Origin of the sequence: Chloracidobacterium sp. (assembly GCA_016715795.1) — a bacterium.
Taxonomy (GTDB): Bacteria; Acidobacteriota; Blastocatellia; order Pyrinomonadales; family Pyrinomonadaceae; genus OLB17.
The window spans coordinates 110214-135353 of sequence record JADJXP010000002.1; the positions used below are offsets into that span (position 1 = coordinate 110214).

Genomic DNA, 25140 nt, shown 5'->3' on the forward strand with positions numbered 1-25140 from the left:
ATACCACAGTTACAAGATGCAGCCCGTCGACGATTCTTTGCAGTCGATCAGGGCTCAGCGTAATATCAGAGGTGCAGATAGGAGTTTTCAGGGGAGCTTGCCATAGCTGAGAGTTGTTCCATACGCGGGACATTACCCTAGAAACCTGATGCGGATAATACCGACGAAGGGAGAAAAACCATGAAACAGCAGTCAGCAGTCAGCAGTCAGCAAAAAGCAGAAAAGAACAGCGATGAGGTGAGACTGCCTGCATCGCAAAAGGTTTATGTCGAGGCCGGCGGTTCTCACGAAATGCGTGTGCCTTTTCGCGAAATAGCCTTGTCGCCGTCAAAGGAGATGGACGGCACGCTCATCGAGAATCAGTCGGTGCGCGTTTACGACACGAGCGGGCCGTGGACGGATGCCGACGCCGGTCACGCAGTGCGAAACGGTCTGCCGGCATTGAGGCGAGAGTGGATATTTGCGCGTGCCGATGTCGAGGAATATAAGGGTCGAACTGTCGTTCCGCAGGACAATGGCTATTTGAGTGCAGGTGCAGAAGAGACCGCACGAGTCAGTAGCCCGCACGTAAATAAGGGTTCAACGAACGGTAAAGGCCGCTTGGAGGAATTCCCGGGCCTGAAACGTTCGCCCCTTCGAGCGAGGTCTGGCTCGTGTGTAACGCAGATGCACTATGCGCGTAATGGCATCGTTACGCCCGAGATGGAATTCGTCGCGATCCGCGAGAATCTGGGACGTAAGATCGCGTTCGAAACGCTCCAGAACGGTGATGGCGATGACCGTTCGTCGCTGATGCACCAGCACGGCGGCCAGTCATTCGGCGCGTCCATCCCCAAATTTGTCACGCCCGAATTTGTGCGTGATGAGGTGGCTAGAGGTCGGGCGATAATTCCGGCGAACATCAATCATCCCGAATCTGAGCCGATGATTATCGGGCGAAATTTTCTGGTGAAAATCAATGCCAACATCGGAAATTCGGCGATAGCCTCAAGCATCGAGGAAGAAGTTGAAAAGATGCGTTGGGCGACTTTGTGGGGAGCGGATACGGTGATGGATTTGTCAACGGGCAAAAATATCCACGCCACGCGGGAATGGATTTTGCGGAATTCGCCGATGCCGATCGGAACGGTGCCGATCTATCAGGCACTAGAAAAAGTGAACGGCAAGGCGGAGGATCTGACGTGGGAAATTTACCGCGACACTTTGATCGAACAAGCCGAACAAGGCGTTGATTATTTCACGATCCACGCCGGAGTTCGCCTGCCCTACATTCCTTTGACGGCGCGCCGTACGACGGGCATCGTCTCACGCGGCGGCTCGATCATGGCGAAATGGTGTCTCGCCCATCACGAAGAAAGTTTTCTCTACACCCGATTTCGGGAAATTTGCGAGATTATGCGGACTTACGACGTTTCGTTCTCGCTTGGCGACGGCTTGCGTCCAGGCTCGATTGCCGATGCCAATGATGAAGCCCAATTTGCCGAACTCGAAACGCTCGGCGAACTGACGAAAATCGCTTGGGAAATGGATTGCCAAACGATGATCGAAGGTCCCGGTCACGTCCCGATGCACCTCATCAAAGAGAATATGGACAAGCAGTTGGAGGTCTGCGGCGAAGCACCTTTCTACACGCTCGGGCCGCTGACCACCGACATCGCACCCGGCTACGACCACATCACAAGCGGCATCGGAGCGGCGATGATCGGCTGGTTCGGCTGTGCGATGCTCTGCTATGTTACGCCAAAGGAACACCTCGGATTGCCGAACAAACAAGATGTCAAAGAAGGCGTTATCACCTACAAACTCGCCGCCCACGCGGCCGACCTCGCCAAAGGTCATCCGGCGGCTCAATACCGCGACAACGCCCTCTCCAAAGCCCGCTTCGAATTCCGCTGGGAAGACCAGTTCAACCTCGGTCTTGACCCCGAAAAAGCCAAAGAATTCCACGACGAAACCCTCCCCGCCGAAGGTGCCAAACTCGCCCACTTCTGCTCAATGTGCGGCCCACATTTTTGCTCGATGAAGATCACGCAGGAAGTACGCGAGTTCGCCGCTGAACAAGGCGTTACCGAGGAAAAGGCCCTTGCCGTCGGTATGAGTGAGAAAGCAAAGGAGTTCGTCGCCACAGGCAGCGAGATATATCACGGGAATTTGCCCGAATGAGAGCAAGGATTGAAAGGATATCTCGGCTTCGTCGTTGAGTCGTAATGTAGATACGGAAGAGTGCTTGGCGGTACTTATTACAATCCAGATCAGCGATTGATGAAAGCGTTGTACGAGCTGATCGCGACTGGGCTTTCGAACAGTGCTGTGTGCCCGGCATTGGCGATCTCAACGAATTGACGATCCTGACAGGTGGTGCAATCTGTCATTTGCTGCTTGAAGGTTGGCCACGACGCCATCTGAACGGGCGAATCCTGCATTCCCTGAACGAAAAGAATGTCGGATCGATGACCGTTCGTAAAGTTCAGCAGAGATCGTTCCATATAAGCCCCAGGATTCTGCGTCGTCGTTCCATAGGCCTGTCTTAAGATAGTGCAAACTGCGCCTTGCGGTATCTGGCCGCTTTCCTCCAGTCCGCAGCGAAATACAAGATTCAACGGTCCCGGGCCATTCGCGATCACCCCGTTGGTTGCATGCATCGTATTCAATCTGGTTACCATGTATCCGCCTTGCGAATGGCCGATCAGGAATATCTTTCGTATCTTTCTTTTCAGGACCTTCCGCGTTCTTTCTTTGATCCAAAGCAATGCGGCCTCAGCCTCGTGGATGCCGTCTCCAAACAGCCGGCCTTCTTGGGGATAGGCGACGCTGACGATCATCATATCGGTTCGGCTTGTGATCGATTTGACCCGGTTGAGGATGTTGATGGCCGCGGGTAAGATCTGATCATCGCTAGCTACCGTGCCGTGATAGGCAACCAGAACGTCCACAAAGTGGTTTGCCGGTTTATCGATCACGATGTCCACAGCTAGGTTGTCGTATGTGATCCTTCTGATCTCTTGCGCATTTCCAGAAGCACTGAGGAGCAGAATGCTGAAAAGAGATGAAATCAGAACAGAAAATTTTACATTCATAATTCGCCTTTCTGGGTTATTACTATATGTTGACGCGTATGGATCGAGAAACGCCGAAAAATCTTTCGCAACGCTGAACTGACGTGTTATCGCTTTTGCTCAGAAATCTATTTTTTACGATCCTGCAACCTGGTGTTGTTGTTGGGCTGGTCCCGTACTTGATACTCAGATATACGGATAGTGAGATCGTGCCGGGAGCTTGGAATGTGAGGCATCTAGGTGCGACGGCTCTCGCGATGCTTGGCGTCGTTATAGCCGGGTCCTGCATTCTACGTTTTGCGACTGATGGTCGAGGAACGCTCTCACCGCTCGACCCGACAAAGAAACTCGTCATTCGCGGATTCTATCGGTATTCGCGAAATCCGATGTATGTGGGCGTGATGCTGATCATGATCGGCGAGATCGTATTCTTTTGGAGTCTTGCGCTGGCGATATATGCTGCGATAGTTTTCGTCGCGTTCAATCTATTCATAGTCCTTCACGAAGAGCCTCGCTGCCGGCGTGAATTTGGCGGCGAGTATGAAGATTATTGCCGGCAAGTGCGCCGATGGCTTTGAACAGGTGGCGGTCTCGCGTTGACCGAATCTGACTGAGTCAATACACTTTCTCCGTGACACCCGACAATTCTGAGCGACGAAGCTCTGACTGGGACATTCGCAATGCGCCGCGAAACTATGTGTCGCTGATCGCCTTTCAGGCATTCAGTGCGTTGTTTTCGTTTGTGGCCGTGTGGCTGATCACGCGGTATTTCGGCAGCAGCGGTTACGGGTCGCTGGTGGCGATCATTGCGGCGTCGCAGATCGCGCAGATCTTTGTTAATTGGACGTGCGTCGCCGTCGTGCGTTATGGCGTTGAGGAATTTGTCGATGCCGGCGCGATCGCGGCGACATTCTGGACGCGGCTTGTGATGCTCGCGGTGAACCTCTTCGTCGTCGGCCTGCTTGGGCAATACTGGTTTGGCCCCGTTGGAGATTGGCTCAAGCTCACGTGGGCAGCTTTTCCGCTTGTGCTTTCGCACTTTGCATTTACGGCCGTCTGGGTTCACATGCAGATGAGCCTGCAGGCGGCAAAGATGCTGCGAGCACAGGGCTTTCTTCAGATGCTCGAACGCCTGCTGATCGTCCTCGGCATCGTCGGGCTGATCGCGACGGGCGGACTCGAATTCTCGTCGGTCGTCGCATGCTATATTGCCGCACCGGCGTTGATGGCCGTTGTGGGGTTGGTAATGCTGCGAAATCTCGTCTTCCGCCGCTTTAGGCTGGGGATCGGGATCGCGAAGAAGATCGTCTTGTTCTCGCTGCCGCTGCTGCCGTTCACGCTGGTCGGTTATCTGTCGGGAAGTTACGTCGATGCGGCGTTCGTCTCGAAATTCCTCTCGACCTCCGACCTCGGTGTTTATTCCGTCGCCACGCAGATCAACGGCATCGCGATGCAGCTTCCAACGCTCGCAAATACGGTCCTGCTGCCGTTGTTCATCACGCTGCAAACCGAGGATCAAGACACGCGCACCCAGAACTATTTTCGCAATGTCCTGCCAGTACTGACGCTCGGCTGGGGCGTCGCGTGTGCGGTGATCGGCCTCGCGGGAAATTATGCGATACCGTTGATCTTTGGCCCGGAATATTCCGCCGCCGGTGTTCCGCTATGGATACTGCTTGCCGCCTCGGCGGTTGCACTGCCCGCAACCATCGGCTACGCGGTCCGAGCAAATGCCCTGTCGATGACCTACGTTCCGATGACCGCTGCCATCGCCGCCGCGTTGGTCAATGTTATCGGCAACATGCTCCTGATCCCGGGATACGGAACGGTCGGCTGCGCGATAGCGACGTTGCTCGCTTTTGCGGCGAGTGTCATCGTTTTTGCAATAATGATGCGCGGAAAAGCGCAGACGGCTGTGTCGTGGATATTCCTCGCAATCGCCCCGGCCGCTGTAGGATCGATCGTTCTGATCACGCTGAACAGCGCGGCAACGGCGTTCGTTACCTGCGTCGCGGCGGCGTCAATGGTAGCTTTACTCAAAAGGGACTCACTCGGAAACATGACCACGTTGATCGCAAATCTCAGGAGGCCCGCTTAGGTGAGCCTCGTTAAGGACCTCAGCTATCGTGCCCTCGATGCCGTGACGCTTGGTCGCGGTATCGAGCGACGGATCGGCGGGGAGCCGATCAGATTTCCCGCGAAATGGAGCCGCTATTACGAGGCTGATTACGAGCCGGAGACGTTCGAATTTTTTCGAACGCATCTTAAAGCCGGTGATGTGGTGCTGGATATTGGCGGGCATATCGGTTTGTTTGCGGTTGTGACGGCGAGGTTGGTCGGGGCGTCGGGAAAGGTGTTTTCATTCGAGCCGACGCCGTTTACTCGGGGCGTGCTCCAGCAAGTTGTTGATCTGAATGGCTGCGGCGACGTGGTCGAAGTGCGGAGCGAGGCCGTGTCGTCGAAACGCGGCGAGACGGTGTTTTATGACACGGGCGACGATGTTTCGAACGCAAATTCGCTAGTCCGGACCGAACGGAGCAAGGCCGAGATACGCGTTCCGACGATCTCGGTGGACGAATTTGCCGCCGAGCGAGGCCTCACGGTCAACTGTATCAAGATCGACGTCGAGGGTGCCGAGCTTGACGTGCTGATCGGGGCCGAACGGACGTTTCGCGAGCAGCGGCCGGTTGCTCGGTTGGGATTGCATCCAAAGTTCATCACGCAGAACGGCCAATCGCTCGATGAGATATGGGAACGGCTCGCGGACTACAAACTCGCGGTCATTTTTGACGGCGAGAGCGTGAACCGCGAGTGGTTCGTGTCGCAGGCTGACCTTTTTGACGTCAATCTGATACCGTCTTAAGACATGCGTGTCTGCCACCTGTGCGACAGCTCGGTCGCGGGCGATTACTTCCGAAATATCACTGCCGGACTGACAAAATGCGGCATCGAGGTCGTGCTGGCAGAACTCGGCCCCGGCGCGCCGCCGTCGTGGCTGACTGAGTTTCCGGGCGTGAAATATCACTCGCTAAACGCTGTGGGAAAGGCACAAATGTTCGCCGCCCGCAAACAGCTCGCTGCGCTCGTCCGAGGTGAACGTATCGACATCCTGCAAACGCATCTCTTCTATTCGGGATTGGTTGCCGCACTAGCGAAACCGCGATTGGGCAAGGCGCTCTTCGCCCTGATGCGGCATCACACCGGCGTCGTGCGGATGTTGGGATCGCGGCTGCACGTGATGGCCGACAGGTGGATGACCGGGCGTGCGGATCGCGTAATTACCGTATCCGAAGCGGCCCGGGCGTATATGCGCGGGGTTGACGGCATCACGCGGGACGATATCGAGGTCATTCATCTCGGCTTCGATTTTGAGAAGTTTCGGCCCGATGCTGAGAAACGCGCGGCGTTGCGGAGCGAGTTGGGCTTTGCCGTCGACGACTTTGTGGTCGGCTATGTCGGCAACTATGCCGTCGGCAAGGGGCATTTTCAACTGCTCGATGCTCTGACAAAGATCAGGCCGGACGTCTCGAATGCTCGGTTGTTATTCGCGGGCCGTGGCACACTGCCGGGGCTTGATGACGCGGTCGCCAAACTGCCGGTGGGCAGTGTCGTTTTTGCCGGCTGGCGTGACGATATCACGGGCGTCTATAACGCAATTGACGTGTTCGTACAGCCTTCGTTGAGCGAGGCGTTCTCACAGGTGTTGGTCGAAGCAATGGGCTGCGGCTTGCCCGTGATCGCGACCGACGTAGGCGGAGCCCGCGAGGTGATCGAAAGCGGCGTGAACGGCATCTTGATCGATTCGGATGATCCGCAGGCTATTGCGAGAGAGGTCGTAGGACTTTTCATCGATGATGCCCGGAAGCGTTCGATCGCGGATGCCGGAAGGCTATGGGTTCGTGAAAGGTTCTCAGCCGACCTGATGGTCGAGAGACACGTGGAACTCTACGAGCGGTGGATGAGCGAACGATAGATGGCGATCTCTGAACGATTTTGTGGTGCTAACGTCGTCGACGCCGGGCGGAGGTCGCCGTATTGGGGCGAGCACGCGGCGCGATATATGTATGCGTTGCCGTTCGTCGAGGGCAAACGGGTGCTTGATATCGCGTGCGGGACCGGTTACGGGATCGCGATCCTGAGAGAGAACGCCGCTCATGTGACGGGTGTCGATGTCGATGGCGAGGCTGCCCGTGCGGCGCTGACGGAATGCGGCGGTAATGCGGGCGTGCTGCTAGGGAACGGCATCGGGCTGCCGTTTGCTGATACGGCGTTTGAGGTTGCCACCTCGTTTGAGACGCTTGAGCATTTGAATGAGCGGGCGGCGTTCCTGGCGGAATTGCATCGCATACTTGTGCCGGGCGGCCGTCTGCTGCTATCGACACCGAACGCAAATTATTCGCAACCGGTTGACGGCGTGCCGGCAAACCCATTTCACGTCCACGAATATACGCCGGACGAATTACGGGACGAACTGGCCGAGCATTTTGAGATCGAGAGTTTTCTTGGACAAACGCTCGATCCGACGGCCGGCATTCCTCCGTTTTACGACGCACAGCAGCGGCTGCCGAAGGACGCTAGAACTCAGATACGGCTGTTAGGGTGGAAGGTGTTCAACAAGATGCCGTTTGCCATCCGCGAGCGCCTGAGCGGAATGATCTGGGGCAAGCCGTTCTATCCGACGGAAATCGATTACAATTTTGATGAGCAGACCGTGAATGAGGCCGTTACTCTGGTCGCTGTCTGCCGCAAAACGTAATGCCGCAGCCTCTCGTTACCGTCGTCATCCCGAACTATAACTACGCAGCGTATCTGCGCGAGGCTGTCGATAGCGTTTTGGCTCAGACCTTTGAAAATGTCGAGGTGGTCGTCGTCGATGACGGCTCGACCGACGCGTCGCGAGAGGTCATTGAGAGTTACGGCGGGCGTGTAACGGCGATCTTTCAGGAGAATTGCGGCGTCGCGGCGGCACGGAATAACGGCGTGGCTGCGGCCAGCGGCGACTTTGTTACGTTTCTAGATGCCGACGACCGGTGGCTGCCCGACAAGCTCAAGAAACAGGTTGCGGCGTTTGTGGATGATGAGGTTGGGTTGGTCCACGTCGGGCTCCGCGAGATTGATGGCGAAGGGAATGACGTCGGTTCGAGGTCGGACGGAATGAGTGGTTCGGTGGCTGATGAACTGCTGCTGTTCGACCGGCCCGTGATCCTCGGCGGCGGCAGCGGGCTGATGGTTCGACGGTCGGTATTTGATGAGGTTGGCGGCTTTGATACGGCGATGTCAACGTCGGCGGATTGGGACTTTTTCTACCGTGTGGCGTTGCTTTATAAGGTCGGATTTGAGCCGGCCGTGCTGCTGGATTATCGTGTGCACAGTTCAAATATGCACGGCAATATCGGCGTCATGGAGCGGGACATGCTGCGCGGATTTGGCAAGGCTTTTTCAGCGGGAAGCAAGCTCGACCGGCGGCGCTGCTACGCTAACCTGTTCAGGACCTTGTCGGGCTCATATCTTCACACGGGACGATACTTCGACGCTCTTCGCACGGGCATTCGTAGCCTGGCAAACTGGCCGTCGGGCGTAACGGACCTCATCGCAGCGATCGAACGACGAGCTAAATGAGATCACTCTATATCTGCTATTTCGGTATCGACGAGCCGCTTGTGCAGACGCAGGTCCTGCCGTATCTGCGCGAACTCGTAAAGGGCGGGCACGAGATGTCGTTGCTGACATTCGAACCGGCAGATCGAGTTGCAGAGTTGCGAAGTGGCAGGGCTGCGGAGTTAAGAAAGGAGTTGGCGGCTGATGGAATTGACTGGTACTGGTTGCGGTATCACAAGCGTTTGTCGGTCTTGGCGACGGCGTGGGACGTGGTGTGTGGCGTGCTGTTTGTGAGCAAATTCATCAATCACAATTCGCCGAATCTGCTGCACGCACGTGTTCACGTTCCGATGTTGATGGCTGCGTTGGCGCGGAAGGTAAGCCGAAAGAGACCGAAATTGTTGTTCGATATTCGCGGCTTTTTTCCTGAGGAATACGTCGATGCCGGCATCTGGCCCGAGAATGGCTGGCTTTATCGGCTGGTAAAACGCATCGAGAGTTGGCTGATGCGCGAGGCCGACGGCTTTGTTGTCCTGACTGAGAAGGCTCGAGGGATACTTTTTCCCGGATCGGAACACGAAGCGCTGCCTGTCGAGGTGATCCCGTGCTGCGTCGATGTGGCGAATTTCTGTACCGATGCCGAAAGCCGCGAGGCGGTCCGAAGCGAGATCGGTGCAGGCGAGCGATATGTGATCGCCTACGCGGGTTCGTTCGGCGGGTGGTATTTGTCGGATGAGATGTATGAGTTGTTTTCGGCAGCCCGCGAGGCGGATCCGAAAGTATTCGTAATGGTGTTGACCCAGCGAGACACGGCAGCGGTGCGTAAGCGGCTGATCAGTACTGGTCTTGGCGAGAGTGACGTATTTGTCGCGAGCGTCTCACCGGATGAGATGCCGCGGTATCTCAGCGCGGCCGATGTCGCGGTATCATTTATCAAGCGGTGTTACTCGAAACAGGCGTCGTCGCCGACAAAGAATGCCGAATATCTTGCGGCAGGGCTGCCGATGATAGTCAACGCGGGCGTCGGCGATGTTGATGAGTTGATCGCGAGTGAACGGGTCGGCGTCATGGTCGATCCGCTCGACCGGGAAAACTACTTGGCGGCGTTGACGGCCGTAAGGACGATGGGCGATGTAAGAAAACGGTGCCGTAAAACAGCAGCGAAGCGATTCGACATGCAAACCATCGGTGGTGAGCGTTACAGGCGTATTTACGAGCGGATGAATTCGAGTGACTGAGAACGGGACAAACGAGATTCGCGACGGCTATCGCTGGGTGCGGCAGGATTGTCCCATTTGCGGCAAGCGGCCGACGCGGCGGGTCGGAAGGCGCGGCGGGCAGGCACACCGCGACGGCCTCGGCGTGGAGTGCGAGATATGGCAATGCTGCGATTGCGGCCTGTTGTTTGCCGATCCGATGCCGATCCCTGCGGATGGCCTTGGCCAGCATTACGGGATGGATGCCGATGAGTATTTTGAGGCCCACGACGCGAGGGACAAGCTCGACAGTGCGACAGAGTTGGTTCGCCAGGCGGAAAAACTGCTCGGCCGAAAGGGTAAACTCCTCGACGTCGGCACCGGCCGCGGCGAGGTCGTTGCGGCTGCAAAGGCCGCCGGCTGGACGGTCGAGGGCGTCGAGCCTTCGATGACGTTTGCTGATCATGCCGAGAAACAAACCGGCGCGAAGATCTGGCGTGAGGCTATCGAGCAGAGCAACATTCCGGACGCAGAATTTGACGTGGTCATCCTCGCCGCCGTGCTCGAGCACCTTTACGGTCCCGACGCCGTCATCGACAAGGTCGCCCGCGTGCTCAAGCCCGGCGGCCTGCTGTATCTCGACGTGCCAAATGAGACGGGGCTGTTCTTTCGCGTCGGCAATCTTTATCAGAAAATGTGCGGCCGCGACTGGTGCGTGAACCTGTCGCCGACCTTCTCGCCGTTCCACATCTTCGGGTTTTCGCCGCGTTCGCTCCGCCGCCTGCTAGCCAAGCACGGCCTCGAACCAAAGGTCTGGAAGGTCTATGCCGGAACGAGCATGGTCCCGGCCGAAGGCGGCATTCGTGCAAAGCTTGAGAGCATGGCCGGCCGTGTCGTGACGGCCGTCAGTAATCTCGGCGAGATGGGCACGTATATCGAGACGTGGGCGCTCAAAAGATAGAAAGTAGTTAATAGCTTTAGCCAATATTCTTAGTTATGCGTGTTCTCGCGATAGTTCCGTCGCTTTACGACACAAGCCCGGGGCAGCGGTTTCGGATCGAACAGTGGGAGCCGCTGCTCGCGGACGAGGGCATTGAGATCAGCTACGCTCCGTTCGAGACAGAGGAATTACGCTCTGTTTTGCACACGGGTGGGGGTGTGTTTGCAAAGATCGGTGCCGTAACGAGAACGATGCGGCGACGCGGCAGGGAACTAGGCGATCTCTCCAAATACGACCTTGTTTACCTTTTTCGTGAGGCGGCAATACTCGGGCCGCCATGGTTCGAGCGGCGAATTGCCGGGTCAGGTGTGCCGATCGTTTTTGATTTTGACGATGCCGTTTTTGTCTCATACAAAAGCCCGTCGAACGGGTATCTCAGTTACCTAAAATTTCCGTCAAAGACCGCCGAGATCGTGCGGCTGTCGGCACATGTGATGGCGGGAAACCAGTATCTGGCGGATTACTCGCGCCAGTTTAACGAGAATGTGTCAATCGTTCCGACGACGATCGATACGGACAAATATACTGTTGTTGAGCGACCAGTCGCGGATGTGCCGACCATTGGCTGGAGCGGGAGCTTTAGCACGGTTCAGCATTTGGATACGATACGGGATGTGCTGCGTGAATTGGCCCGGACGGAGCAATTCCGTCTGCGCGTTATCGGGACACCGAGCTACAAGATCCCCGACGTCGATACCGAGGCGACGCAGTGGCGTTCCGCAACCGAGATCGAGGACCTTCGTGAGATCGATATCGGCGTGATGCCGTTGCCGGATGAGGATTGGAGCCGGGGCAAATGCGGACTAAAAGCACTGCAATACATGGCCCTGGGCATACCGACCGTTTGCTCGCCGGTTGGAGTAAACTCTACAATCATTAGAGATGGAGTGAACGGCCATCTCGCCGACGCACCTCGAGAATGGATCGATGTGCTCAAAAAGCTGCTCCATTCACGCGAATTGCGGCGTGAAATAGGCCTCGCCGGCAGAAAAACGGTCGAGGACGAGTATTCGGCACGCGTCGTCGCTCCAAAGGTAGCCGAGATCTTTCGCGCGGCGGTGAAGACGCAAGCGTAACGCATGACAGTTTCTAACATTTTGGTCACCGGCGGTGCCGGTTTTATCGGCTCGCATCTTGTTGACGCGCTCGTGACGCGCGGGCATCGCGTCCGCATCCTCGATTCATTGGTCGAGCAGGTCCATGGCGCGTCTGTGCCGCCGCATCTCAATACGCAGGCTGAATTCATTCAGGGTGACGTGTGCGTTGCCGCGGCTGTCGCAAAGGCTCTCGATGGCATCGACGTGGTCTATCATCAGGCCGCCGAGGTCGGCGTCGGGCAATCAATGTACGAGATCGTCCGGTATGTAAAGGCCAACGACCTTGGTACGGCCGTGATGCTCGAGGAGATGATCAAGCGGCGGGGGCAATTCAAAAAGCTCATCGTCGCCTCGTCAATGTCGATCTACGGCGAGGGAGCGTATCGATGCGAGAAGTGCAACGTTGAGGTCAATCCATTCCTGCGGCCCGCCGATCAGCTCGCGGCACACGATTGGGAATTTAAGTGCGGCGAATGCAGTTCGCTGCTGATGACGATAGGCACACCCGAGACAAAGCCGCTATTTCCGACCTCTGTTTACGCAGTCAGCAAGCAGGACCAGGAGCAGTACTGTCTTGCGGTCGGCCGGGCCTATGGCATCCCGACGGTGGCGTTTCGGTATTTCAACGTTTACGGCACGCGGCAGGCGTTGTCTAATCCCTACACTGGCGTTTGTGCGATATTCTCTTCGCGGCTGCTCAACGACCAGTCGCCCGCGATCTTTGAGGACGGCGAGCAGTCCCGCGATTTTGTCCACGTTAGCGATATTGTCCAGGCAAATATGCTCGCACTCGAGACGGACAGAGGCGATTTCGAGGCAATGAACGTAGGCACCGGCCGGGCCACGACCGTCAAACAGATCGCTGAAGTTCTCGCCAAAGGCCTGGGCAAGGACATCCAGCCAAACATTGTCGGCAAATACCGCGAAGGCGACATCCGCCATTGCGTAGCAGACATTGCGAAGATCCGCCAGCTTTTGGGCTATGAACCCAAGATCACGCTTGAATCCGGGCTCTCGGAACTGCTCGGATGGCTCGCGACTCAAGATGCTGACGATCGTGTAGAAACAGCAACCGCAGAATTAGCACACAAGGGCCTCGTCAAATAGGCTTTCTGATGTACATTCTTGGTCTGACAACCCTCGGTGATTCCGCCGCCGCTCTCATTAAGGACGGCGAGTTGATCGCTGCCGTCGAGGAAGAGCGTTTCTCGCGGGTGAAGCATCACAGTGGCTTTCCTTACAAATCCATTGAATTCTGCCTCGATCATGCCGGGATCAAGCTGAGCGACGTTGAGCATATTGGGCACTACTGGAAGCCGTGGATATTGCGGCACAAGGCGATGCAGGCGGCGAGGTCGGCGTTTATCTCGCGGGATATGTTCAAGGCGAGGGCAGATCGCGGTATCGCGCAGGTGAGCGACAGTTATTTGGGGATGTTCCGCCATCCGAGGCGGCTGCGCGAGCACTTCGGGGCGTCGGATTTCAAGTTCCACTACATCGAGCATCACCAGTCGCACGCAGCGTCGGCATTCTTTGTGTCGCCCTTTGATTCAGCGGCGATACTGACATGGGACGGGACGGGCGAGGACACGACCACGCTGTTCTCGCGCGGGACCGGCAACAAGATCGACGTCCTCAAACGCATCAAGCTGCCGCATTCGCTCGGGCAGTTCTACTCGGCGGTCACGAATTATATCGGCTTTGATATGTTCGCTGGCGACGAGTGGAAGGTGATGGGCCTGGCCGCGTACGGTGAGCCAAAGTACGTCGACTTCTTTCGCGAGAAGGTGCTGACGACCAACGGCAGCGGTGATTTTCGTCTTCATATCGATGTGCTCGATCATCATCTTGCAAAGCATTACCAATTCCCCGACGGCATTGTGAATGAGCTCGGCCCTGCACGAATGCCGGGTGAAGAACTCGAGCAGCATCATTGGGACGTAGCCTGTTCCGCCCAAAAGGCTCTTGAGGAGACGGCTCTTTACCTCGTGCGAAAGATCCACGAAATGACCGGCGAAGAGAACCTCTGTATGGCCGGCGGCGTGGCGTTCAACTCGGTAATGAACGGCCGCATTTTTCATGAGACTCCGTTCAAGCGCTTCTTTGTCCAGCCCGCTGCTGGCGACGCAGGCTGCTCGGTCGGGGCGGCATATTATGTTTGGAATCAGATACTTGGCCGGCCGAGATCGTTTGTTATGGACAATGCCTATTACGGCCCGGGCTTTACGAACGACGAATGTCGCGCCGCCCTGGACGAGGCAGGCCTGAAGTACGAAACGCTCAAGGACGATGCACTGTTGCCGCAGCTGGCAATGATGATCTCAGAGGGGGCGATCGTCGGGTGGTTCAACGGGCGAATGGAACTCGGTCCGCGTGCGTTGGGTGCTCGCTCGTTCCTTGCTGACCCGCGACGCGCGGACATGCGCGAGATACTGAATAAAAAGGTAAAATTGCGCGAGTGGTTTCGGCCGCTTGCGCCCTCGATGCACGAAGAGGCTGCGACCGACGTATTCGGCGTCGAACATCACGATCCGTTCATGATCACTGTGATCGCGGTCGCCGACGATTATAAAGAAAAGATACCGGCGGTCGTTCACGTTGACGGCACCGCGAGGCCCCAGATGGTGAGCAAGACAGCGAACCCGCGATACTGGAAGTTGATAGACGAATTCAAAAAACGTACGGGCGTGCCGATCCTGCTCAATACGTCATTTAACGTGCAGGAACCGATCGTCTGCACACCGCAGGACGCCGTCAATACATATCGAAAGGCTGATTTTGATGCGCTTGTGCTTGAGAACAACCTCGTGGTCCGGGAGGACTCGGTGTAGATGCGAAACGCATTCTTACGCATAACGTGCCTGCTGGTCATTGGCGTTGCGGCGTTCGCAGTGCCGTTTCCTGAGGGTGCGATCGCACTGGGCGTCGTGCTCATTTCCTCGACGGCGTTTGTTCTCGGTTTTCGACGGGCCGCTTCTGACGACAAGGAGTTCATAACAACGATCTTCCTAGTGGCGTTGGCCCTTAGGATGGCGTTTGGCATCTTCATCCATGTCTTTGACCTGCGGCCGTTCTTTGGCGGCGACGCCCTTGCTTATGACATCAACGGCAACATCATGGCCAACGCCTGGCTTGGCCGTGGTGAGGTCGAGGGCGTGCTCGCATACCAGACCCAGCCGGCGAGCGGTGCGGGCTGGGGAATGAACTATCTGACGGCCTTTATCTATCTGCTTGTCGGGCGAAACATCTTCGCGGCACAGTCGTTTATAGCCGTCGTCGGTGCGGCGACCGCGCCGATGGTCTATTTTTGTGCGCTCAAGATCTTTAGCAACAGGAATGTCGCCAAGGCTTCGGCCATCGCAATCGCCGTCTTTCCGTCGTTTGTTATTTGGTCGGGCCAGCTGCTCAAGGACGGCCTCATCATCTTCCTGCTCGTAACAGCGATGACAATGGTGATGGAGTTGCAGAAGAAGGTTTCGTACGGCACGATGGCCGCACTCGTATTCTCGCTGTTCGGCATCCTGTCGTTGCGGTTTTATATCTTTTACATGGTGCTGGTGGCGGTGGGCGGCAGTTTCGTGATCGGAATGTCAACGAGCAACCGCTCCGTTATGCGCCGAACGCTCGTGCTGGTGGGACTTGGCGTCGCACTCACGTACCTCGGAGTTATGCGCAACGCGACGGTCGAGTATGAGGTATTCGGCAATCTCTCGCGCGTGCAGAGCAGCCGTATGGACCTCGCCCGCGCCGCGGAATCAGGGTTTAATGAGGAATCTGACGTGTCGACGACCGAAGGTGCCCTTTCTGCGATACCTATCGGCTTTGCATATCTAATGTTCGCCCCATTTCCATGGCAGGCGGCTAACCTTCGGCAAGCGATCACGATACCCGAAGTGCTCGTTTGGTGGGCGATGATGCCGTTGCTGGTAGTGGGCCTCGCATATACGATCAAAAACCGGTTGCGAAATGCATTTCCGATCCTGATCTTCAGCCTGCTGCTCACCCTGGCTTATTCGATCTTTCAGGGTAACGTCGGCACGGCATATCGCCAGCGAACTCAGATACAGGTATTCCTCTTCATACTCATCGGCGTTGGCTGGACCGTTTATCGGGAACGCAAGGAGAATGAGCGTATCATTCGAGCTGAGTCGCAGCGGCGTGTGAACGCCCAGCTGCGCGGCCTCGCCCAGAGAACTTGAGATGTGCGGTATTACCGGATATGTGAACGCGAACGGCTCGCCCGTTGACCGCTCGCTGCTTGAGCGGATGAACGGCGCGATCCTGCATCGCGGGCCGGACGAGGACGGCTTTCACATTCACGAGAGTGTTGGCCTCGCAATGCGTCGGCTCGCGATCATCGACCTCGCCAGCGGGCAGCAGCCGATGTATAACGAGGACCGCACAATGGCACTCGTATTCAATGGTGAGATCTACAACTATCAGGAACTTCGCGAAGGGCTGATCGCACGCGGTCACAAGCTCCGGACAAAAAGCGACACTGAGGCTGTCGTCATTCTATATGACGAATACGGCCCGGATTGCCTACAGCATCTGCGCGGCATGTTTGCCTTCGCGATCTGGGACGCGCGTGATCAATCGCTCTTCCTGGCCCGTGATCGCGTCGGCAAAAAGCCGATCCTGTATTCGCATCAGTCGAACGGTGACCTGATCTTTGCCTCAGAATTTACCGCGTTGCTTGAGCATCCGTCCGTCTCGCGTGACGTCGACCACGAGGCCATTGACAGCTACATGTCATACCTCTGCGTCCCCGCACCGCAGACGGCGTTCAAGGCGATCAGGAAACTCGAGCCGGGCCACTGGCTGAAATGGAAGGGTGGGCAGGTCGAGACAAAACGCTATTGGCTGCCCAATTTCTCAAAGAAGATAAAGATCTCTGAGAAAGAAGCCATCGAGGAGACGACACGCATCCTTCGCGAATCAACGCGGCTGAGGATGATCTCAGAGGTGCCGTTGGGAGCGTTCCTCTCGGGCGGCGTCGATTCGTCCGCGGTCGTCGCGTTGATGGCCCAGGAGAGCGACCAGCCGGTCAAGACATTCTCCATCGGCTTCGAAGAAGAAGATTTCAGCGAACTAAAGTACGCCCGCCGCGTTGCCGAGCACGTCGGGGCCGAGTATCACGAATTCATCGTTCGCCCGAACGCCCTCGAAGTGCTGCCGACGCTCGTCGAACACTACGGCGAGCCGTATGCCGACTCGTCGGCAATACCGACGTATTACGTCTCAAAGGAAACACGCAAACACGTCACCGTGGCCCTCAACGGTGACGGCGGTGATGAGAGTTTCGCAGGTTATGAGCGGTACATGGCGATGGAGATCGCGGATATGTACCGCAGCATTCCACGGCCGCTGCGAAAGCTGCTTATCGAAGGGCCGGTCAATCTGCTGCCGTCCTCTGAGTTAAAAAAGACGCGTATTCGTGACGTTCAGCGATTTTTTACGTCAGCGAACGAGGGCCGAAAGGAAAGGTATTTTCGCTGGATGTCCACCTTCAAGCCTGCGGTAAAGCCCGCGCTTTACACCGACAATTTTGCTCATGCGGTCGCGGGCCAGCAGGCCTCGCATTTTCTTGATGACTGGTTTGATCGTGCCAATGGCTCAGGCATTCTAGACGCCACGCTGCTGACCGACCAGATGACGTACCTGCCGAACGACCTGCTCGTAAAGGTCGATATCGCGTCGATGGCCAATTCGCTCGAGGCACGTTCGCCATTTCTCGATCACAAACTGATCGAGTTTGCCGCGAGTCTGCCGGAAAACATCAAGATGAACCGGCTCAGGACAAAGTACCTATTGAAAAAGGTTGCTGCCCGGCTGGTTCCTTCCGAGGTCATCTACCGCCGCAAAATGGGTTTCGGCGTGCCCGTCGGCCGGTGGCTGCGAGGCGAGATGAAAGGCTTCCTCCGCGAGGTGCTGCTGTCCGAAAGCTCGCTAAAACGTGGCATCGTCCGGCCCGAGATGCTCCGCCGATACGTCGATGAGCATATCGAGGGCAAATTCGACCATTCGTTCCAGGTCTGGACGCTGCTGATGCTGGAGCTGTGGTATCAACGGTTCATTGATCGGTAGCCAGACCTCGGCGTTCTCTGCGAAACTCCTCTGCGTCGTCTGCGTGGAACGATATGGCAGCCGGATTCCACGCAGAGGATACCGAGTTCAGCCGCAGTGGAACGCAGGGTCGAGATGACTGATTCCCTCAAACAAGCAAATATCGATACCGCCGTGGTCGCAGGCTTTGGTGACGAATGGTCGCGGTTTGACCAGTCGGCGTTGAGCGAAGAAGAACTTGGACGGATGTTTGATAACTATTTCAGCATCTTTCCGTGGGAACGGTTGCCTGCCGACGCAGTCGGATTCGATCTCGGCTGCGGCAGCGGCCGGTGGGCAAAGCAGGTCGCGCCGCGTGTCGGCAAGCTCTATTTGTTCGATCCGAGCGAAGATGCGCTGAACGTCGCGAAGAGAAATCTTGCTGGGGTGCCGAATGTCGAATTCGCCCTTGCCGGTGCCGACAACATTCCGCTCGACGATGGGTTGTGTGATTTTGGCTACAGCCTCGGCGTGCTGCACCACATCCCCGATACCGAGGCCGGAATGCGTGCCTGCGTCGGTAAGCTCAAGCCCGGCGCGCCGTTCCTCGTGTATCTCTACTACAATTTCGACAACCGACCGGCGTGGTTTCGGCTGATCTGGCGAATGAGTAACGCCATTCGCGGCATCGTCTGCCGCTTGCCGCATAGCGTCAGATTTGTGATCAGCCAGGTGTTCGCGTTGCTTTTGTATTGGCCGATGGCACGGGCCGCACGGCTGCTGGAAAAGCTCGGCATGAACGTCGCTGGTTTTCCGCTATCACAATACCGTAACAACAGCTTTTACGTAATGCGCAATGACGCGTTGGACCGCTTTGGCACGCGGCTGGAGCAGCGTTTCTCAAAGGCCGAGATCGAAGCGATGATGCGGCGATGCGGCATTGCCGAGATAACATTCAGCACGACGTCGTTCTGGACGGCGGTCGGATTTAAGGAATAGCGGCGGTGTTTCGTGTTAGAATGGCTCGTTCCTCGAACCCGCAAAATGACTTATGAGATACTGCCCCGTTTGCAACAAGCTCTTTGACGAAGACATCATCAAATACTGCACCGTTGACGGCACGGAATTGATCGATGGTGACCCACCGACGTTTAGCGCGATCCCGAGCGAAGAAGATGACCTCGGCCAGGAGACAGTGATCCGCCGTCGGCCAGATCCGGCCATGGGCGAGCCGGGCAGCGGCGAGAGGATCGTGATACCAACATCATCGCCTCGCGAACAGCAGGTCAGGCAGCGTCCGGCAACGACCTATTATCCGCCGCCGCCGCCACCGCCAAACACGGCAAAGACAGTCGTGCTGACGATCCTCGGAACGGTGTTTGTCCTCGGCTGTGGTGCATTCATGTTTTGGCTGCTTCAGAAGGACGCTCCGGCAAACGCGAACAATATCAACACCAGTCCGCCAAACGCGAATCTCAACGCCAACTTTGATTCGAATTTCAACTTCAACATGAATGCGAACTTCAATTCGAATCTCAACACCAATTTCAATCTTAATCTGAACGCAAACACCCGGCCGTCCCCGACACCCCGAATGTCGCCGATCCCAACGCCGACGCCCATCGTGCCGCCATCGCCGACGCCCGTCCGGCCACCGACGAACGGGAATAGGCCTGTCAACGCACCGACGCCACGAACCGGCCCACGTCCGCCGACCGTGTCGAACAGACCGGCGAATGGTAACTAAGAACTGGGGACCTAATCTTCAGTTCTAGCGACGGCGAGCTCGACGGCGCGGCGCGGATCGATGACGCCCCAGCCTTGGCGGTCGATCTCGTAATGCGGCAAGCGTTCGGCTGTTGAGATGAGGATGTGTTTTATCTCGGAGGGCGTAAGGGTTGGGTCGGCTTCGAGAAGCTGCGCGGCTACCGATGAGACGATCGGTGCGGAGAATGACGTGCCGTCCACATACTTGTAGTTTTTCGTGATCACATTCTCACGCCGTATTTTGAGCGTGATGATCTGCCTGATGCTGTGGACCGGACGGTCGAGGGCAGCATCGAGTTCTGGGTCGACACCAGTGCTTTCGCGGATGATGTCGTAAAGGTCGCTGTCGCTGCTCTTATCGAGTTTTTCGAGCAGTTCGGCCTGTTGTGCGGTTGGCGTGTTCGGCAATATCGGTGCCGGTATCCAGATCGACGACGCGATTACCTCGGGCTTTTGCAGGCCGTCGATGGTCGGGCCGTATGACGAACGATACATTCCACGGCGTGCGCGATTTATCGAATTGTCATCGTCCAGTCCGCCAACGGCGATACACGATGGTGCGCTTGCGGGCGGCACGACAGGATGGCCCGGCAGATGGCCTGAGTTGCCGGCCGCACATACGACCGTTATGCCCGCCGCCGAACATTCCTCGACCGCTTGCGACAGCGGGTCGTGCAGATAGCTCGCCTCGTCGTCACCGCCCGCGGAAATATTGACAATACGTATGTTGTGACGCTTGCGGTTTTCGAGGACCCATGTCAGGCCGTCGAGGATGTTCTGGTCGGTGATGCGCCCGGTCTTAGCCAGTTTGATCAGCACGACATCGGCGTCCGGCGCGATTCCGCGATAAAAGCCATTCGACAACGAGCCGTTGCCCGCAGCCACGACCGAGGTCATCATGCCGTGCCAACTCGCCACGTCAGGCTCGAGCAGAGACGACATATCACCGTCGGCATCAAGCAGATTTCGATACGCGACAATGCGGTTGACCGGCGTGGTCAGATCGACGTGCGGATAAAAGCCCGAGTCAAGAAATGCGATGGTCACGCCCTTGCCGGTGAACTGCGGATCGGCGTCGAGCCTGAGCGGCGTCGAGAGCACATGCGAGCCGTCCTTTTGAACGGCGGCGTCCTTGATTATCTGGTCTTTTGCCCTCTCAAACAGCCGTGCGCACCGCTCGCAGACCTCGCTGAGATGATCCGAGCTTGGAGCGTTCGCCCGGATCAGTTTTTGAAGATCGTCCGGCATCAGAGCGAGCTCCACAAACCCATCGGTCACTGAGCGCGAGCATACCGGGCATGCTCCGGCCACGGCGAGAGCAGTGCTGTTCGTTGAGAAAATTGCCGATTCGTGAGGTGTCATCGTCGGATTTTAAGTTTTTCATACACAATAGTTAAAATCAAAAAGATATTAACCGCGAAACACGCGAAGAACGCTAAATACGGACTGAGCAACTCCGTAGTTAACAATCTCTTTAGTGGTTTTCGCGTATTTCGCGGTTAATTCTTCTTATGAAGATCGGTTTGGCATTGTCGGGTGGCGGAGCACGCGGATTTGCCCACATTGGCGCGATGAAAGTTTTGGCTGAGCATGATGTGCCGGTCGATTTGATCGCCGGTACCTCCGCCGGCTCGATCATCGGCGGTGCTCTGGCGGCCGGAATGTCGATTAGCGAGGTAGAGACGATGGCAGCCGCGGCCCGTTGGCGTGACCTCGCCCGCCCGTCGCTGCCGATCGGCGGACTGCTCTCGAACGAACCGATGGGCGGTTTTCTACGGCGCCATTTTCCGGTGGACAGATTCGAGGACCTAAAGAGACCGTTCACCGCTGCGGCATTCGATCTCGGGACAAACACGCCGGTTTTGCTGAGCAAACGAGGCGATCTCATCACCGCGATCCGCGCAAGCTGCGCCGTTCCGGGCATCTTTTCGCCGGTGCGCGATGAGCAGCGGCGAATGTTGATCGACGGCGGCGTTGTCTCGCCGCTTCCTGTTCAGACCGTGCGCGCGATGGGCGCCGGCGTCGTTATCGCTATCGACCTGATCTCGTGCGGGGCAACTTTCCGCACAAGCTCAAAGACCGGTTTCGGCGTGCTGATACAAGGTGCGTTGGCTCTGCTAAAGGTCGTTGCGACTGCCGAGCAGCGGGCCGCCGACATCGTCGTCGCCCCCGCCATCGCACACCTTCGTCCCGACCAGATCGGCAAGCGTGAAGAGTTCATTGCTCTGGGCGAGGCGGCGGCCAGAGAGAAGATAGCCGATATCCTCAGACTTATCGCGTAAAAAAGGGCATTTTCTGCTTGCAAGCTGCGCGCGTTACGTGCATCATTATCACTGTTAGTCCTGCTCTCGCGCATCAACGGTGATGCGCCCCGATCGTAGTATTTAGGTTCGACGGCGTTTTGGAAGGCATGAGGGTTGGTTTGTTTTTTGGTTTTTGAAGCTTCCGAGGCGTGATAATTCAGGGGCGACCGTTACCCCGAACTCCACAGTCCTGCCCAGAAACTTCTTTGCAATCCCTCAGGAGGGGACAGTTAGAATATTTTTATGTCAATGAAACTTTACGTAGGAAACCTCTCATTCCAGACCTCGGGCCACGAGCTTGAGGAGCTGTTTGCCGGAATTGGCGCGGTCGAGTCGGCCACGGTCGTCGAAGATCGCGAGACGGGCCGCTCACGCGGTTTCGGCTTTGTCGAAATGGCGAATAACGAAGATGGCGACAAGGCTATCGCCGAACTCAACGGCACCGAATTCATGGGCCGCGAGATCAAGGTCAACCAGGCCAAGCCCCGCGAAGACCGCGGACGCGGTGCCGGTGGCGGCGGCGGCTACGGCGGCTTCCAGGGCAACCGCTGGTAAGCAACGGTTTTCTAAAAGCAAATGCCCGGGACCTCGGTTCCGGGCATTTTTGTGTCTACGGTTTGGTTGGTTTCGCCGGCGGTTTGCCCGACGGGCGAAAACTGTTGCCAGCGTTGACGCCCGACGACTTGATCTCGAATGCCACATTCGTTGCCGCCTTGCCGTCGAGGAACAGGTCGACGCGGTATTTGCCGGGCGTCCAGCGGCCGTCGGGGCGGCCGGTGAAATAGACACGGTTTTGGCCCTCTTTGGTGGTGTAGCTGGCGGTCACGACCTTTGTCTCGGCCTTGACGCCCGAGACGCTGACGGCGACGAAATTCATCTTGACCGTCACCTTTGCCGCCGAGTCGAGCAGCACGATGCAGTGGATCGGTATGTCCGTGGTCGCGAACTCGCTGACCTGCTCGCCCGCCTTGCCATTGCCGTCATCCTTGGCGAGATACACCTCCTCGACCGTCGGAGCGACGGCCGGAGCGGGCTGTGAGAGTGCGGCCAATGGGCACACGCCAAGCATGAGGATCAGTAAGACAATATTTCGCATAACGGGCCACTACTTTGAGCCATTGAGGGCGGTTTCGGTTGCTCACGCCACGCATAGTTTTTGGCCGTGCGCAGCGGTATGATTGTGGGAAACATCGAATGCTTCCAATTTTCTCGCGTCGCTTCTACATCCTGTTCGCCCTCGGTTTCGTGCCGCTCTCGCTGTCGTGGGGAGTGGCGGAGTTGAGATACGGCGTGCTGGCGTATGACGTGCTGCTGATCGTCGGGGCGGTCGTGGATTTCCTTGTCAGCCGACGCGGAATGGACGACGTGGTTTTCACCCGCGAATTTGATCGCCGGTTTGCCATCGGCGACCCGGCAAAGGTCAGCTTGCTTGTCGAGAACCAGTCGTCATCAGACATGTGGCTGCGGATCAAGGACGAATATCCATCGCGAATGCATCTCGACGAGGAGCGCGAGGCGGAGTTTACGGTGTTCGCACACGGAACGGCGGAGTTCTATTATCACCTGACGCCGACGAGGCGCGGAGCATACACCTTCGGCAAGACGGCCGTCAGATTCCTGTCACGTTTCGGCCTCGTATGGTGTCCGGCCGTGATGGGCGAACCGCAGACCGTCAAGGTTTATCCCAACATGCGGCGTGCCCGCGAGATGGAATTGAAGGCCCTCGGAGCACGCTCGTTCCTGGCGATACAGCGGCGTTCGATCAAGCGTGGCGAAGGCCGTGAATTTGAATCTATGCGCGATTACGTCCGCGGCGACGAGCTTCGGCACATCTCGTGGACGGCGACCGCCCGGCGAAATAAACTCACCACGCGGCAATACCAGATCGAACGCGACCAGACCGTGATGATCGCCATCGACGCGGGCCGTCTGATGACGGGCCGCATCGAGGACGAAACAAAATTCGACACTGCGATCCACGCATCGCTCGCGTTGATGTCGGCGTGTGCTCGGGCAGGTGACAATTGCGGCCTCCTTGTTTTTGGGCGACGGGTTCGCCGCTTTCTGCCGCCTAAACGCGGCGTCGAGCACATCGATGCCGTGCTCGAATCGCTTTACGACGTCGAGCCCGAGATCGTCGAGCCGTCCTACGCACGCGCCTTCCAGTACATCGCCTCGAACCTCAAAAAACGTTCGTTCATCGTCATCCTGACCGACCTCGTCGATAAGGAAAGCTCTAGAGAACTGATCACATCGCTAAAACTCCTGCGTCCGCGTCACCTGCTGCTTGTCGCGACGATCGGCGACCGCGATCTCAATGTCGCAGTCAGCTGTCCGCCGTCGGACATCAATGAACTGTTTACCCAATCCGCCGCCGAAGAGATCATCCATCAACGCTCTGCGGCCCTTCGGCTGGTAGAATCTATCGGCGGCCTTGCCCTCGATGTGACCGCAAAAACGCTCGCGCCGCGGCTGCTTGAGGCATATCTGCGCGCCAAGGAACGTGCACTGCTGTAAACAATTAAGATTTGTTGTATAAAGAAAGTTATGGAAGTGGTTGATGTTGCGACAATCGAAGCTCAGGCACTAAGGCTCAATCGAAAGGCGAGAGGCCATCTCGCCTCGGTCCTACTCAGGAGTCTGGACGAAACCGAGTCCGAACTTTTCACCGGAGGAGATCGAACAACTCTGGATTACCGAAGCGGAAAGTCGCTACGAGGAATGGGAGAGCGATCCTTCCGTGGGAATTCCAGGTGATCGGGCCTTGCGAGAGGCTCGGGAAGCGCTCAAAAGATGAAACTGGGATTTTCGCTCCACCGAGAAGCTAGCGACGAACTGACCAGTGCGATCTTGTTTTATAAGGACAATGCTTCGATCGAAACCGCAGCCGAGTTTTTGGGTCTTGTAGATTCCGCGATCGATTTCCTGCGTGAACATCCTGAATCGTCGCCATTGGTCTCACCGCATATCAGGCGAAAGACGATTCGAAAGTTCCCATTCTCGATCTTCTATTACGTTAGTGGCTCCGAGATTCGCTTTGATCGCTATTGCTCACCATAGTCGCCAGCCAAGTTATTG

General features: G+C 57.0%; 24 protein-coding genes and 1 riboswitch. Of the genes, 21 read left to right on the forward strand and 3 right to left on the reverse strand.

Annotation, left to right across the window (positions count from 1 at the left end):
* Window positions 1-79 precede the first annotated feature (79 nt).
* Window positions 80-189, forward strand: a riboswitch (TPP riboswitch).
* Entirely contained in the window at window positions 181-2163 is a 1983-nt protein-coding gene (gene thiC, locus IPM59_05465; GenBank protein MBK9215035.1) for a phosphomethylpyrimidine synthase ThiC, read from the forward strand. Its footprint overlaps the riboswitch before it by 9 nt.
* A gap of 89 nt (window positions 2164-2252) precedes the next feature.
* Here thiC and IPM59_05470 read toward each other — a convergent pair whose 3' ends face one another.
* The gene (locus IPM59_05470) at window positions 2253-2969 is read right to left on the reverse strand and encodes a hypothetical protein (GenBank protein MBK9215036.1); all 717 of its coding nucleotides are present in this window, start codon (window positions 2967-2969) and stop codon (window positions 2253-2255) included.
* Window positions 2970-3283: 314 nt separating this feature from the next.
* Between IPM59_05470 and IPM59_05475 the strand changes: the two genes are divergently transcribed.
* The 15 genes from IPM59_05475 (at window position 3284) to IPM59_05545 (ending at window position 19739) form a co-directional block, all read left to right on the forward strand.
* Window positions 3284-3634, forward strand: a complete 351-nt coding sequence (locus IPM59_05475) for an isoprenylcysteine carboxylmethyltransferase family protein (protein MBK9215037.1) — start codon at window positions 3284-3286, stop codon at window positions 3632-3634.
* A gap of 53 nt (window positions 3635-3687) precedes the next feature.
* A complete protein-coding gene (locus IPM59_05480) occupies window positions 3688-5154 on the forward strand; it encodes an oligosaccharide flippase family protein (GenBank protein MBK9215038.1) in 1467 nt (488 codons plus the stop codon).
* Entirely contained in the window at window positions 5155-5919 is a 765-nt protein-coding gene (locus tag IPM59_05485) for an FkbM family methyltransferase (protein ID MBK9215039.1), read from the forward strand. It begins immediately after the preceding gene.
* 3 nt (window positions 5920-5922) lie between these two features.
* The gene (locus tag IPM59_05490; protein ID MBK9215040.1) at window positions 5923-7029 is read left to right on the forward strand and encodes a glycosyltransferase family 4 protein; all 1107 of its coding nucleotides are present in this window, start codon (window positions 5923-5925) and stop codon (window positions 7027-7029) included.
* Window positions 7030-7812: a class I SAM-dependent methyltransferase gene (locus tag IPM59_05495; protein MBK9215041.1), complete on the forward strand. Its 783-nt coding sequence runs from the start codon at window positions 7030-7032 to the stop codon at window positions 7810-7812.
* Window positions 7812-8675: a glycosyltransferase gene (locus tag IPM59_05500; GenBank protein MBK9215042.1), complete on the forward strand. Its 864-nt coding sequence runs from the start codon at window positions 7812-7814 to the stop codon at window positions 8673-8675. Before IPM59_05495 ends, IPM59_05500 begins: the two co-directional genes overlap by 1 nt.
* The gene (locus IPM59_05505; GenBank protein ID MBK9215043.1) at window positions 8672-9892 is read left to right on the forward strand and encodes a glycosyltransferase; all 1221 of its coding nucleotides are present in this window, start codon (window positions 8672-8674) and stop codon (window positions 9890-9892) included. The genes IPM59_05500 and IPM59_05505 overlap by 4 nt, the downstream gene beginning before the upstream one ends.
* Window positions 9885-10811 carry a class I SAM-dependent methyltransferase gene (locus IPM59_05510; GenBank protein ID MBK9215044.1) on the forward strand — a complete coding sequence of 309 codons (927 nt, stop codon included), beginning with the start codon at window positions 9885-9887 and terminating at the stop codon, window positions 10809-10811. The genes IPM59_05505 and IPM59_05510 overlap by 8 nt, the downstream gene beginning before the upstream one ends.
* A 35-nt stretch (window positions 10812-10846) precedes the next feature.
* Entirely contained in the window at window positions 10847-11926 is a 1080-nt protein-coding gene (locus IPM59_05515; GenBank protein ID MBK9215045.1) for a glycosyltransferase family 4 protein, read from the forward strand.
* A 3-nt stretch (window positions 11927-11929) separates the two neighbouring features.
* A complete protein-coding gene (locus tag IPM59_05520; GenBank protein MBK9215046.1) occupies window positions 11930-13054 on the forward strand; it encodes an NAD-dependent epimerase/dehydratase family protein in 1125 nt (374 codons plus the stop codon).
* Window positions 13055-13062: 8 nt separating this feature from the next.
* The gene (locus IPM59_05525; GenBank protein ID MBK9215047.1) at window positions 13063-14778 is read left to right on the forward strand and encodes a carbamoyltransferase; all 1716 of its coding nucleotides are present in this window, start codon (window positions 13063-13065) and stop codon (window positions 14776-14778) included.
* Complete coding sequence (locus IPM59_05530) at window positions 14779-16146, forward strand: hypothetical protein (protein ID MBK9215048.1); 1368 nt, start codon at window positions 14779-14781, stop codon at window positions 16144-16146.
* 1 nt (window position 16147) lies between these two features.
* On the forward strand, window positions 16148-18034 hold the full coding sequence (asnB, locus tag IPM59_05535; protein ID MBK9215049.1) for an asparagine synthase (glutamine-hydrolyzing): 1887 nt from the start codon (window positions 16148-16150) through the stop codon (window positions 18032-18034).
* A gap of 114 nt (window positions 18035-18148) precedes the next feature.
* Window positions 18149-18991 carry a class I SAM-dependent methyltransferase gene (locus IPM59_05540; protein MBK9215050.1) on the forward strand — a complete coding sequence of 281 codons (843 nt, stop codon included), beginning with the start codon at window positions 18149-18151 and terminating at the stop codon, window positions 18989-18991.
* 52 nt (window positions 18992-19043) lie between these two features.
* Entirely contained in the window at window positions 19044-19739 is a 696-nt protein-coding gene (locus IPM59_05545; protein ID MBK9215051.1) for a hypothetical protein, read from the forward strand.
* An 11-nt stretch (window positions 19740-19750) separates the two neighbouring features.
* On the opposite strand, the gene IPM59_05550 is transcribed toward IPM59_05545, so the two are convergent.
* Entirely contained in the window at window positions 19751-21007 is a 1257-nt protein-coding gene (locus IPM59_05550; GenBank protein MBK9215052.1) for a S8 family serine peptidase, read from the reverse strand.
* Between the two features lie 263 nt (window positions 21008-21270).
* Between IPM59_05550 and IPM59_05555 the strand changes: the two genes are divergently transcribed.
* Both IPM59_05555 and IPM59_05560 read left to right on the forward strand, forming a co-directional pair.
* Window positions 21271-22041, forward strand: a complete 771-nt coding sequence (locus IPM59_05555; GenBank protein MBK9215053.1) for a patatin-like phospholipase family protein — start codon at window positions 21271-21273, stop codon at window positions 22039-22041.
* A gap of 270 nt (window positions 22042-22311) precedes the next feature.
* The gene (locus IPM59_05560) at window positions 22312-22617 is read left to right on the forward strand and encodes an RNA-binding protein (GenBank protein ID MBK9215054.1); all 306 of its coding nucleotides are present in this window, start codon (window positions 22312-22314) and stop codon (window positions 22615-22617) included.
* Between the two features lie 55 nt (window positions 22618-22672).
* Here IPM59_05560 and IPM59_05565 read toward each other — a convergent pair whose 3' ends face one another.
* Window positions 22673-23158: a hypothetical protein gene (locus IPM59_05565; GenBank protein MBK9215055.1), complete on the reverse strand. Its 486-nt coding sequence runs from the start codon at window positions 23156-23158 to the stop codon at window positions 22673-22675.
* A gap of 98 nt (window positions 23159-23256) precedes the next feature.
* Here IPM59_05565 and IPM59_05570 point away from each other — a divergent pair, with 98 nt between their 5' ends.
* The 3 genes from IPM59_05570 to IPM59_05580 all read left to right on the forward strand — a co-directional run bounded on the left by IPM59_05570 (window position 23257) and on the right by IPM59_05580 (window position 25122).
* The gene (locus IPM59_05570) at window positions 23257-24579 is read left to right on the forward strand and encodes a DUF58 domain-containing protein (GenBank protein MBK9215056.1); all 1323 of its coding nucleotides are present in this window, start codon (window positions 23257-23259) and stop codon (window positions 24577-24579) included.
* 79 nt (window positions 24580-24658) lie between these two features.
* Window positions 24659-24859 carry an addiction module protein gene (locus IPM59_05575; protein MBK9215057.1) on the forward strand — a complete coding sequence of 67 codons (201 nt, stop codon included), beginning with the start codon at window positions 24659-24661 and terminating at the stop codon, window positions 24857-24859.
* Window positions 24856-25122, forward strand: a complete 267-nt coding sequence (locus IPM59_05580; GenBank protein ID MBK9215058.1) for a type II toxin-antitoxin system RelE/ParE family toxin — start codon at window positions 24856-24858, stop codon at window positions 25120-25122. Before IPM59_05575 ends, IPM59_05580 begins: the two co-directional genes overlap by 4 nt.
* Window positions 25123-25140: the final 18 nt, after the last annotated feature.